The organism is Peribacillus sp. FSL K6-5616 (assembly GCF_038008245.1).
In the GTDB taxonomy this organism is placed as follows: Bacteria; Bacillota; Bacilli; order Bacillales; family DSM-1321; genus Peribacillus; species Peribacillus frigoritolerans.
Genome location: NZ_JBBOYT010000001.1, coordinates 1,535,592 through 1,547,698, shown reverse-complemented (window position 1 = coordinate 1,547,698; position 12,107 = coordinate 1,535,592). Strand labels below are relative to the sequence as shown.

At 39.3% G+C, this 12,107-nt stretch carries 9 protein-coding genes and 1 pseudogene; 3 read left to right on the top strand and 7 right to left on the bottom strand.

The features are described from left to right. Nucleotides 1-65: 65 nt before the first annotated feature. Entirely contained in the window at nucleotides 66-1,664 is a 1,599-nt protein-coding gene (locus tag MHB45_RS07445) for a long-chain-fatty-acid--CoA ligase (RefSeq protein WP_081088575.1), read from the bottom strand. Nucleotides 1,665-2,281: 617 nt separating this feature from the next. Between MHB45_RS07445 and MHB45_RS07440 the strand changes: the two are divergent. The 3 genes and pseudogenes from MHB45_RS07440 to MHB45_RS07430 all read left to right on the top strand — a co-directional run bounded on the left by MHB45_RS07440 (nucleotide 2,282) and on the right by MHB45_RS07430 (nucleotide 6,340). Continuing rightward, nucleotides 2,282-3,671 (top strand): annotated as a pseudogene (locus tag MHB45_RS07440) (aminotransferase-like domain-containing protein). A 116-nt stretch (nucleotides 3,672-3,787) separates the two neighbouring features. Beyond that, on the top strand, nucleotides 3,788-5,092 hold the full coding sequence (locus MHB45_RS07435) for an MFS transporter (RefSeq protein WP_048686037.1): 1,305 nt from the start codon (nucleotides 3,788-3,790) through the stop codon (nucleotides 5,090-5,092). A 102-nt stretch (nucleotides 5,093-5,194) separates the two neighbouring features. Next, a complete protein-coding gene (locus MHB45_RS07430) occupies nucleotides 5,195-6,340 on the top strand; it encodes an aminotransferase-like domain-containing protein (RefSeq protein ID WP_237766603.1) in 1,146 nt (381 codons plus the stop codon). A 517-nt stretch (nucleotides 6,341-6,857) separates the two neighbouring features. Here MHB45_RS07430 and MHB45_RS07425 read toward each other — a convergent pair. From MHB45_RS07425 to MHB45_RS07405, 6 genes are all read right to left on the bottom strand, one after another. Next, the gene (locus MHB45_RS07425; protein ID WP_048686006.1) at nucleotides 6,858-8,645 is read right to left on the bottom strand and encodes an adenine deaminase C-terminal domain-containing protein; all 1,788 of its coding nucleotides are present in this window, start codon (nucleotides 8,643-8,645) and stop codon (nucleotides 6,858-6,860) included. A gap of 107 nt (nucleotides 8,646-8,752) precedes the next feature. After that, on the bottom strand, nucleotides 8,753-10,315 hold the full coding sequence (locus tag MHB45_RS07420) for a benzoate-CoA ligase family protein (RefSeq protein WP_048686036.1): 1,563 nt from the start codon (nucleotides 10,313-10,315) through the stop codon (nucleotides 8,753-8,755). A 409-nt stretch (nucleotides 10,316-10,724) separates the two neighbouring features. Beyond that, nucleotides 10,725-10,919 (bottom strand): PaaD-like zinc ribbon domain-containing protein, encoded by a 195-nt coding sequence (locus tag MHB45_RS28260; RefSeq protein WP_048686004.1) that lies wholly within the window; start codon nucleotides 10,917-10,919, stop codon nucleotides 10,725-10,727. Next, nucleotides 10,909-11,559, bottom strand: coding sequence for a Phenylacetic acid catabolic protein (locus tag MHB45_RS07415; RefSeq protein WP_048686002.1), 651 nt, complete (start codon nucleotides 11,557-11,559; stop codon nucleotides 10,909-10,911). The genes MHB45_RS28260 and MHB45_RS07415 overlap by 11 nt, the downstream gene beginning before the upstream one ends. A gap of 1 nt (nucleotide 11,560) precedes the next feature. Further along, a complete protein-coding gene (locus MHB45_RS07410; protein WP_048686000.1) occupies nucleotides 11,561-11,791 on the bottom strand; it encodes a hypothetical protein in 231 nt (76 codons plus the stop codon). Beyond that, nucleotides 11,788-12,096 (bottom strand): metal-sulfur cluster assembly factor, encoded by a 309-nt coding sequence (locus tag MHB45_RS07405; protein ID WP_048686034.1) that lies wholly within the window; start codon nucleotides 12,094-12,096, stop codon nucleotides 11,788-11,790. The genes MHB45_RS07410 and MHB45_RS07405 overlap by 4 nt, the downstream gene beginning before the upstream one ends. Nucleotides 12,097-12,107: the final 11 nt, after the last annotated feature.

Below are 12,107 nucleotides of genomic sequence, written 5' to 3'. Positions count from 1 at the left end.
CTTTATTTGTCTACAATGGCATACCAACCAACGTAAGGTTCAACTTAGATGGTTGAAATCCACTTTCAATCCTTCTCTAATTCCTCTTTAACTAACAATCTTTTTAATAGTTTACCCACTGTATTACGCGGAAGTTCTTTTCTTAATTCAAATACTTTTGGTACTTTATAAGGCGTCAATTGGGAATAGCAATATCCTTCTATTTCTTCAAGATCAACGGAAGCGCTTTCTTTAGGTACGATGAATGCTTTCACTATTTCTCCTTTTTCTTTATGTGGGATGCCAACCACAGCTGCCTCTTTAATGGACGGATGTTCATACAGAACCCCTTCTACCTCCTGCGGGTAAATATTGAATCCGCCGACGATGATCATTTCTTTTTTCCTGCCGACGATATAGAAATATCCTTCGTCATCCATCACAGCAAGATCGCCAGTATATAGCCAATCATTCTGTAAGGCCTTTTTGGTTTCGGCTTCGTTATTCCAATAACCCTTCATGATTTGCGGGCCTTTTATGAGCAACTCCCCGACGCATGTGTTAGGCACTTCATTATTTTCATCGTCAATGATCATACAATCCGTGCCTGGAAAAGGGATGCCAATGCTTCCTATTTTCCTTTTTCCGAAAGGCGGATTACGATGAGTGGAAGGTGAAGCCTCAGACAAACCGAAACCCTCTCCGATTTTGGCACCGGTCAGCCCCTCAAATCGCTTTATTACTTCAACCGGCAGGGGCGCCGATCCACAAGAACAACTTTTTAAACAATTCAGTCCATAGTTTTCAATTCCTGGATGATTGACGAAAGCGTTATACATCTTTGGAACTCCTGGAAAGAAAGTCGGACGGTACATTTTTATTTTTGCAAGTACATCTTCAAGTTCGAATTTAGGAAATAAGAGGATGGCAGCTCCAATATAGATACCTAGATTCATTGCACTTGTCATGGCATAAACATGGTAAAGAGGCGTAGCTGCCAAAACGATTTCTTCGCCAGGTTTCAGGGAATCTCCATACATTTCAAAGCTCTGCACGACATTGGAGGTTAAATTATGGTGAGTAAGCATGACACCCTTCATCTTCCCAGTGGTGCCGCCCGTATATTGAATGACTGCCGTATCTTCATGCGGGTTTATCACTTCGGGCTTCTTAATCGCATCCCCGGTATCAATCATCGTTTTAAGGGAATTGGAGCCATTTTGATCATTTTCCGTATCAATGCATACATCAAATTCATATATCGCTTTCGTTTCTTCGATTGTATTTGCGGCCGTTTGGTCAAATACAATTTTCTTGGTATCCGAGTCTATTAATATTTGCAATAGTTCCCGCGGTTTATACATGGGATTAATTTGTACAACCAACAGACCCAGTGCCTGGGCAGCATAATAACTGATTATGAAATAAGGGTGGTTGGCCATCATCAGTCCAATCCGTTCACCTTTAACAAAGCCCATTTCTCTCCATTTACCTGCAAGTTTGTCTACCTGCATTTTTAGATTCTTATAATCCATGGACTGGTCTTCATAAATGATGGCTGTATGGTGTGGAAACTTACTCGCTGTTATATCAAGCAGTGAATAGACGGATATTTCCGGTAGCTTCATAGATTTCATTCTTTCAACATACCATTGCTCCCATGGTTTATTTATAGTTTTTCGCACCATTTATCCCCCCGCACATAAACGAATTTCATATCGTGCATGTTTGATTTATAACTATTATTATGCAACTTGCATGCCAAGTCCCAATTTAATGTAAAGTCGCTTATTATTAACATCAGTCAATTCATAAATGAATTTTATTCGCAAATAATGCCTTTCTATAGGGGATTCATCGAAATGCCCATAATTCATTTTTGAATTTAAACAAACTCAGATCTTTACTAACGATATTGAAAAGTTGGTTTTTACCATATTATAGATTATACCTTCTCACAAATCGTGATATAGACTTTCTCTATGGTTAATTATAAAATTCGAAAAGCCCATCCAGCTGAGGATGGGCTTTTCGAATTTTATAGAAACTTGGCCTACGAGAAATCTATATACTAAATACCTTTCCAGGATTTTTCGTAGACAGTTTTTTTCGCCGTCTCCATTGATCATCCTCAAGGTTGGAAGGAATAATATAGTTGTTAAAAAATAAGACCCGCTACTTTTGAGGACAATTAAGTGAAATCAATTGCCACTCGGATATCCGCTAAAGGGCATAATATAAAAAACTATAATTGTTTTATAAATGGCACAATCATATAATTGTATGAAAAAGGATGCGTATCATGCCGATTAATTCTTTTGAAAACTATCCGATGAGCTGGAAGCCATCGATTGATAAAACTGAAAAGCCTATCTATCAAGCACTAGCAGGGCAATTGGAACAGGATATTTTAAACGGAGTTTTATTACCTGGAACAAAACTTCCTCCACAGCGAGAACTTGCCGATTATTTAGATTTGAATTTGAGTACCATTTCAAAAGCATTTAAAGTGTGTGAATTAAAGGGCTTGATAAGTGCAACTGTTGGAAGTGGCACATTTGTATCGTATGATGCGTTATCGAATGCTTATTTGCTTGACGATATAAAGCCCAGTCATTTGATTGAAATGGGAGCCACCCTGCCAGATAGTGCTTCATACGAGCCACTGCTACTCCAACTGAAGAATATGCTGCAAGAGACAGATTATGAAAAATGGTTTGGTTATGGTCGTTCTGGAGAAAGCCGGTGGCAAAAGGATGCAGCTATCAAGCTAATCCAAAGGGGTGGGTTTGAAACAACAGTTGATCACATATTATTTGCAAATGGCGGTCAAAATGCGATTGCAGCCACACTGGCGAGTCTTTGTCAGCCTGGAGATCGTATTGGTGTTGATCATCATACTTACCCGGGCTTAAAAACTGTGGCAGCGATGCTTAGTGTGCAAATAGTACCGATAAAATCAGAGAACCATGAAATGAGTCCGACTGCCTTTGAATATGCGTGTAAAAATGACAATATTAAAGGCATTTACTTAATTCCGGATTATCATAATCCGACAGCTCACTGTATGTCTGTCGAGAATCGAAAAATGATTGCAGCAATTGCCAAAAAGTATAACCAGTTCATTATTGAAGATGCGACGTATCATCTTCACAACATTAAAACCACTGCCAGCAGTTGCATCATTTGCACCGGAACAGGTTATCTATATTGCGAGTTTATCGAAATCAATAGCACCAGGATTACGACTAGCCTATGTAGCCGTTCCGAGTCAATACAAGGAGCCGATTTCAAAGGCACTTTATAATTTAAATATATCGGTTTCGCCGTTATTAGCAGAACTGTCAGCACGTACGATTGTATCGAATCAATTTGAAGTCTTAATTGAGAGTCATCGGGAACAAGCTTTTCGCAGAAACCAAGTCCTAAATCGTTATTTGGCAAACTATACATGTTTAGGCACTGAAACAGGCATCTTTCGTTGGTTGCTATTACCAGGCAAGATTACAGGTGCTGAGTTTGAAACGTTGGCTGCAAAGCAGGGGGTACAAGTTTATGCAGCTGAACGTTTTGTAGTTGGAAATAGTTGTCCAGAGCGGGCTGTAAGGGTTTCTGTCTGTGCACCGGAAACGCTTGAAGAGCTTGAGCGAGGATTGATTATCCTTGAACGTTTACTAAACGATTTGACGTAATATTGTTCGCCATACAATTATATTATTGTATGGTTTTTTTGTGCGTGATACGATGATTCAAATCTAGTTGGAGGATTATGTTAAATGGAATTAGCATTCTAGAAATGGAGGTTGTTATGTTACATAAAGATCGTGTAAAAGAGTTAGAGGTCCGATCGGCTAGGTTACAAGGTTACATTAGTTCTTCAGAAAAACAACAACAATTATATAAAAGAACATTAATGGTTGTTGTCATATCCCAAATTTTTGGCGGTGCGGGACTTGCAGCAGGAATAACAGTGGGTGCACTTCTTGCACAACAAATGCTTGGCACGGATGCATTTGCTGGCCTTCCTTCGGGTTTATTTACTTTAGGGTCAGCAGGGGCTGCACTAATTGTTGGACGGCTATCTCAGCGATTTGGACGTCGTTCTGGACTTGCTGCAGGATTTTTGGCCGGGGGTATCGGTGCCATTGGAGTAGTCATTTCAGCATTAGCAAATAGCATTCTACTTTTATTTATTTCACTGCTTATCTATGGGGCTGGATCAGCTACAAACCTTCAAGCACGCTACGCAGGAACTGACTTGGTAAACTCAACTCAAAGGGCAAAGGCTATTAGTATGGCCATGGTTTCCACCACATTCGGTGCTGTTGCAGGTCCAAACCTGGTGGATGTAATGGGTGAATTTGCGATATCCATGGGAATTCCTGCTTTAGCTGGTCCATTTATATTAGCTGCCGCAGCTTATATACTTGCTGGTTTGGTACTCTTAATTTTACTTCTTCCTGATCCCTTTATTGTTGCAAAAGCAATATCAGATGCTCAAAGAACAACCAGCAATTCACTTTTAGAGGAAAATTCTAATTTGTTATCGATAAACAGGCGAGGAATTTTTGCAGGAGCTTCAGTAATGGTTCTAACTCAATTTGTAATGACGGCAATTATGACGATGACCCCCATACATATGGGACACCATGGACATGGATTGAATGAAGTGGGACTTGTCATTGGGTTTCACATAGGTGCTATGTTTTTGCCTTCTTTAGTAACTGGTTTTCTTGTTGATAAAATTGGCCGTGCTGTTATGGCCATTGCTTCTGCCATTACGTTACTTGCTTCTGGCATTCTAGCTGCTATGGGACCTGCTGATTCGATCGTGGTTCTCATTACAGCACTTGCTTTACTTGGGCTTGGCTGGAATTTTGGTTTAATTAGTGGCACAGCAATCCTTGTAGATGCAACTCCTCCATCCACTCGGGCTAAGACGCAGGGTTCTGTAGATGTTTTGATTGCTTTGTCAGGAGCATTAGGAGGAGGCTTATCTGGAATGGTTGTAGCACATTCTAGTTATGCAACCCTATCAATTGCTGGTGCTGTGCTTTCATTACTGCTTATTCCATTTGTTTTTTGGGCAGGTATCAATCATAGTAAGGTCTAACCACATTAAAATGACTGAAAATTCAAAATTCAGCTAGAGTAAAGATAGCCTATTAAACTTTTAAAATTCAATTTCAAAAAATAAAAAAAGGAATGACTATTGATGAAAAATAAATTTGCGGAGAGAGCCCGTTTAGTAAAATCTTCTGAGACACGTGAAATATTAAAAGTAACAGAAAGACCAGAAGTCATCTCTTTTGCAGGAGGCCTGCCAGCTCCAGAGTTGTTTCCTGTAGAAAATCTTAAGATTGCTTGCAATGCCGTATTGGATGAAGAAGGTGCGGCTTCTCTTCAATATGGTACGACTGAAGGATATATTCCTTTAAGAGAAGCTATTAGTCACAGAATGAAAGGTATTGGGATCAACTCTACTATTGAAAATGTTCTCATCACATCAGGGTCCCAGCAAGCAATCGACCTTACTGGAAGATTATTTATCAATGAGGGAGATACCATTATTTGTGAAAGCCCAACCTATCTTGCAGCAATCAACGCATTCAAGTCATACGATGCCAAATTTGTTGAAGTAGTTATGGATGATGATGGAATGGTTATAGAAGAGCTAGAGAAAAAGCTGAATAATCATCCTGACACCAAATTCATCTATACTATTCCAGATTTCCAAAACCCTACAGGTCGCACATTAAAACTCGAAAGGCGAAAAAGAATGATTGAGCTTGCTAATCAATATGATGTACTGATTGTGGAGGATAATCCCTATGAAGCTGTAAGATTTGCTGGAGAGGAACTCCCCCCTGTGAAACATTTTGACACAGAGAATAGAGTAATTTATATAAGCACATTCTCTAAAATTTTCACTCCCGGTCTTCGACTTGGATGGATTTGTGCAGATGAATCTTTCATTGAAAAGTATGTTGCTTTTAAGCAAACAGCTGACTTACACACGGACAGCCTTGCTCAAAGAATTACAGCTAAGTATATGGAAATTTACGATATGGAAGAGCACATTAAAAAAATCAAAGCAGTATATAAAACAAAATGTACAGACATGATGCGCAGTATTGAAGAATTTTTCCCAAAGAACTTGTCTTATAGTAAGCCGGAAGGTGGTTTATTTATTTGGGTTGAGCTCCCTGAGGGCATTGATTCAGCACATATATTTACAGAGTGTCTAAAAAATAACGTTGCTTGTGTTCCTGGAACTCCATTTTTTCCTAATGGTACACAAAAAAATACATTACGTTTAAATTACTCAAATATGTCTAACGAGAAAATTATTGAAGGATAAAGCGTATGGGAGAAGTATTACATCGTGAATTGGAAAAAGAATTAACTCTTTTATGATTCAGCGCTGACAGTTTAGTCCGAGGAAGACACACAAAGAAACAATGTATCGTGCTATATTTTATACATGTAATAAACAAACTTAAATCTGCTGGGGAAAAATCCATTTTGATTAAACTTTTTTCAAAGTGGATTTTTTAATTTATAGGAATAACGAAGCAACTTTGGTCAATCTATTTTATAGATTTAGTAGCTCAAACACTGCCAAGGGCTTATTAGGCATAAGTGAACCTCTCTTATATAAACATGTCCTTCCGTCCAAGTGGCATAACTGGTCCAATCGATCCGACCATTTGGTAAAGGTCTTAGATACACGTTCAAGGTTTGGGATAATCCGCATTTATCAAGTCTTCCTAATTACAGTACTTTGGGTATTTTTGATGAGCCACATTAACGAAAATCAGGCTGCCGTTTCCCCGTAATCCTTAGGTGAAACGGCAGCCCCGCAAACCTATTATTTTCTATGCGTTCATTTTGTTTAAAAAGTTCGTCATGGATGTGGAAGGAAATAAGATTCTATCGGATTTCACATCATATAACCCAAAGGGATTTAAACGCAGACCAGGAAGAAAGTCGCAAGTTAAGAATAATAAAGTATACAAAATGTCGTGAAAAGGAAAGCCTCTCGCTTGGAGCACCTTTAATAATTTATCATTAAATTCAACTGCACTATCAAATGAAGGATCAGAAGTCATCATTCCCGTAAGCTGTAATGGAATTTCAAGTATTATTTCATTATCATCGACAATTACGATTCCTCCTCCCAGTTCATGTACTCTTGAAGCAGCTTTTGCCATCGCCTCTGGTTTTCTTCCGATGGTGAGCAAGTCTGTCGTTGTATTAAAGGTCGAGGCCATCCCATCTAAATTCAATGCAAACCTTTCTAAAATACCTTTTGTAACCCACTCTCCCTTTCTATCGATTAGTGCTGCATACATTAGACCCTCTTGGGCCGAAAGATCGACATACCCATTCTTGGCTGGGAGAAACAAATTCTCCTGTTCGGTTATTACATTACTGACAAAATGAATAACAGGGACTGGATCATTCGAAGAGGTGTGTGGATATAGATACAAATCAGGATTTGCCAGAATTCCTCTTGAAAAGGGAAATGTATTTTCAGGTAAATGCTTATCCCAATCCAAATCTGGCATCTGGGTCGTCAGTTCTCCTTTTTCTGCAACGATTCTCCCGTTTGAAATCACTAAGTCTGGACGAAACTGCACCAAATCAGGCAATAATAATATATCCGCCTTTTTACCCGGGGCCAATCCGCCAATGTAATCGTCCTGTTTAAGGTATGTAGCTGCATTGATCGTGACCATCTGAATAGCTTCGATAACAGGGACTCCATATTCCACAGCTTGTCTTACTAGTCCATCGACGAATCCTTCTTTTTCAATGAAAGTTGGATGCGGACCATCTGTCGTCATCAAAATCCTGCCCGTACTTACCTGTCCATCTGTAATCAGCTTGATTATTTTTGACAAATCCGGACGAAGCGAACTATTTCTGAGAACTGTCCATAAACCCAACCGTAAACGATCCAGGGCCTCTTCTGCCGTTATCGCTTCATGACAGGCACTTATACCTGAAGCTGCAATAGAATTTAATTTTTCATAAGAGCACCCCGCATTATGCCCATCAGCTATTTTCCCCATTTTTTTAGCTGCATCTATAATATCGAGTAAAACCGGATCCCCTTTGTAGAGTAAAGGCCAACGAGTCACTTCTGCCGTTCCAAGTACTTCTTCACTCGAAAGAAGGTCCATAATATCCTCTTTATTGAACCAGTCCCTTTCACCTGGATAACTAGCCTGTGAAACTAATCTTATTAACCAAAAAAAATTCCCTGGCAGGTTTTTCAACTCGCCTAGAAGCCTTTTAAAGCCCGAGTGACCTAAGTGCAAATAAAAAAATAAATTATCATTCACTGTAGTGGTAGTCCCCAACGGCAATACTTTTGCGGTGATACTTATAGGATTGTATATAACCCAGGGATGTGCATGAGTTTCGATGAACCCTGGAGATACATACAAACCATTGGCATCTATTACAGTGGTATTTTCATTTATCTTCACTTCATTTTGGCCTATATATGCAATGCAATCTTTATACAGCGCAATATTTTGCTGAAGAAATTCACCAGAATAAACATTAATAACCGTTCCGCCTTTGATGAACATATCTGCGGGTCGTTTTCCTTGCGCCACTTCAACCAATTCATTCCGGTTCGCTTTAGCATTCACTTTTCCTCGCCCCCACCATTCAAATGACAATTGAACATTTTTTCATGCTGAATGAATCCCCCATTATAATTTGTAGACATTCTTGGAGATTGAATCATCCTTTTTGTTTACGATTGTGATTTGATCTCTGGTTCTCTTAATTTAAATCTTTGGATCTTTCCTGTCGAAGTCTTTGGTAACTCGTTCACGAACTCAATGACGCGGGGGTACTTATACGGTGCTAACACTTTTTTTACAAATCCTTTTATTTCCTCTTTCCTGCCTTCATCTGGATCCGCACTTGTTTTCAATACTATATAGGCCTTGGGTTTTATTAAATCATTTTCATCCTTTACAGCAATAACAGCAGTTTCCAGTACATCGGGATGTGATAATAGGGCGTTTTCAATTTCTATTGGTGATACCCAGATCCCATTTACCTTCATCATGTCATCAATGCGGCCAGCGTACCAAAAGAAGCCATCTTCATCCTTAAAGTATTTATCTCCCGTCATAAGCCAATCACCAATAAACTTCTTTTTGTTTTCTTCATTAAGATTCCAATAAGAGGCTGCAATGCTATCTCCCTTAATTAAAAGGTCCCCCACTTCATTCACCTGAGTTTCATGACCTTGTTCATCCACTATTTTAGCTTCGTAACCGGGAACGATTTTCCCTGTGCTTCCTTGCCGAATATCATCTACCTGATTGGAGAGGTATATATGAAGTGATTCGGTCGAACCAATTCCGTCTATAATATCCAGTCCGAAAACTCTCTTCCATTGTTCGATATAAGAAGCCGGCAGTGCCTCTCCTGCCGATACGCAAAGTCTAACTGAAGAAAGATCATAGGTTTCCTTCGTCTTCTCAAGGTAATTGAGCATCGATCCATACAGAGTCGGGACACCAAAAAATATGGTTGGACGATACTTCTCTATCGTCTCGAACACCTTTTCTGCAGTCGGTCGGTCTGGCATTAAAACAGTGGTAGCCCCGGCTCCAAAAGGAAAATACATCGCGTTTCCCAAACCATAAGCAAAGAAAAGCTTCGAAGCCGAAAAAGTAATGTCATTTTCGGTAATTTGCAAAATGTTCTTTGCGTAGTTTTTGAAAGCTTCTTCCATATCGGTTTGAAGGTGAATAACCCCTTTTGGCTCACCTGTACTTCCTGATGTATAGAGCCAGAACGCTTGATCATTAATGTTGCTAAAACAAGGCGGCAGGTCTTTATTCTGTCTGCGAGTAAGACTATGGAAAGAATATTCGTTATCTTCCTTCAGGTTCTGATCATCCCCATCAACCAAGATGACATGCTTTAAGAATAGTAATCTATTTTTAACAAGCTTTAACTTCTCCCACTGTTCACAAGTAGTAACCAGCACTTTGGAACGGCTATTATTCAAAAGATACTCATAATCCTTTGTCGGTAAAAGTGTATTGGATGGAATCGGTATTGCCCCAACCTTTATTGCACCGAAGAAACTTATGATGAATTCTGGAGAATCATGTAATATAAGCAGGACACGCTGTTCCATCTCCATGCCCAGTTCCTTTAATGCCGCACCAAATTGATTGCCAAGGGTATCGATTTCTTGATAGGTATAAGATTGATTTTCATAATAAATAGCCGTTTTATCCCCTCTGCCCGCTTCAATATTTTTCTGGAAAAATTTATAGGAAGCATTGTACATCGAGCCCAATCCTCTAATTTTACATTCGGTTTTTATCACACATTTTACCTCCTCAAAAAGCTACTGGTTTTAGAAGCGTCATCCCACCGTCTTCTTTTATTCCAAATATTCAAAAAAGAAGACGGCTGCCTGCCATTACAAAGCCGAATCAATCAATTCTCTATCCTTCCATTTTCAATATCTCCTTTGCGGAAAAAGGCATTCATTTGGAAACGCTATGTGAACTAATTTGAGCAAATCCCCTTCCTGACAATGCTCTTTTTCACCCAGAAACCGCTTTCAAATCAAGCAAACCTCCAATCAAGGGTAGTGATTACATCAGGCTATGAAACTTATAGTCTGATATCTCCCCCAATATTTTACACATTCACAAGTGCATTTTGCACTGGAAAGGCTTTTAAAGTAATGACTACCCATTCAGATCAGAATGCTCATGAGGTCGATCAGTAGAAATAGAACCTTTCCATCGTATGCTTTCAAAAACCGTTTTACAGTTTAGGCAATAGTATTGCCTAACGAGCTGTGCAGTACCGAAGGATGAATATAATTCAACATTTTTGCCATCACAAAATGGACATGTCGGATTTTCCTTTTCAACGGGCATTTATTATCTCCCCGTCCCTTAAACGCGGGATCAAAGCTTCCTTATAGGAGTTTACTAAATTACTATTTACAGGAAGGATCTCGTTTTCAATAAGCACACTATTGTTTTCCACTTGTTTTAACCAAGTAGTTATTTCTTGTTCACAAAGTTTAAAAGCTCTCCCGAAACGGGCAGGAATGGAGCCTCCATCATTCAGTAACTTGAGTGCCCAGTTCTTCGAGTACAAAATATGCTCCAACTGTTCTCTTGCCAATTTATTGAATTGCAGTTCGATTTCACTGCCCTTTTGGTGGCTGGTCAAAGCGGTTATCAAAATATTGAGTGCCGTATTCATAGAATAAAGTCCCGCAATAAGTTGTATCCACTCCCCGATTTGAACAATGCTGCCAAACGCTTTACCCGTTTGTTCCTTCACTTCCTTTTTGCTGCCTTTTCCGCTCTTCAAATTCGTTCCCCAGTTATAGAGAAGCCGAGCATGGCCTAGCTCCGACTGTGCCATAGCAATTGCGGCAAGGGTTGCTTCCAAGTCTGGACCACTGACACCGACTTCAACAAGACGATCTCCCAAAATGAATTTATTATCAGCAATCGTTTCTATTAAGGTAATCAATTCAATGTTGCCATTTGTTGAATTCACCATATTAAATCACCCTCTTCTTAAAAAATGGATCTGCCTCTCTAATGCAAATCATGTTTTCCCGCTTGACTATAAACATTTCCAGCCATTTTTCTTCATCATAAATATAACGGGCATAAACACGTGCCAAATCATCATTATTTGCCTCAACTGTTCCAATATGCATTAAGTCATCACCACGATTGATTCTTGAAAACACATCATATTCAAAGTTTTGGACCTTTTTTTCACTCATTTTGAACTGACCCCCCAGGACTTTAATATCTTCTTGCCTGCTTCACTCATTTGGTCGACCGTCCAAGCTGGACTCCAAACAACCTCTATTTCCACTTCAAGAACACTTTCTTCTTGAAGAAGCCTTTTTTTTATATCACTCTCAATCCACTGCATGCATCCGCATCCTGTTGAAGTATAGGTCATCGTTACATGCGCTGTATTTCCTTGCATTTCTACACCGTAAATCAACCCCATATCCACAATGCTAATCGGAAATTCAGGATCAGAAACTTCTTGTAACGCTTGGATTAATACCGGATCCATATTTAAAACCC

Coding starts and splice junctions, on each gene's coding strand:
- MHB45_RS07435 (WP_048686037.1), top strand. CDS start 3,788: ATGTTACATAAAGATCGTGTAAAAGAGTTAGAGGTCCGATCGGCTAGG.
- MHB45_RS07430 (WP_237766603.1), top strand. CDS start 5,195: ATGAAAAATAAATTTGCGGAGAGAGCCCGTTTAGTAAAATCTTCTGAG.
- MHB45_RS07420 (WP_048686036.1), bottom strand. CDS start 10,315: ATGTACAATGCTTCCTATAAATTTTTCCAGAAAAATATTGAAGCGGGC.
- MHB45_RS28260 (WP_048686004.1), bottom strand. CDS start 10,919: ATGCCCGTTGAAAAGGAAAATCCGACATGTCCATTTTGTGATGGCAAA.
- MHB45_RS07415 (WP_048686002.1), bottom strand. CDS start 11,559: ATGGTGAATTCAACAAATGGCAACATTGAATTGATTACCTTAATAGAA.
- MHB45_RS07410 (WP_048686000.1), bottom strand. CDS start 11,791: ATGAGTGAAAAAAAGGTCCAAAACTTTGAATATGATGTGTTTTCAAGA.
- MHB45_RS07405 (WP_048686034.1), bottom strand. CDS start 12,096: ATGGATCCGGTATTAATCCAAGCGTTACAAGAAGTTTCTGATCCTGAA.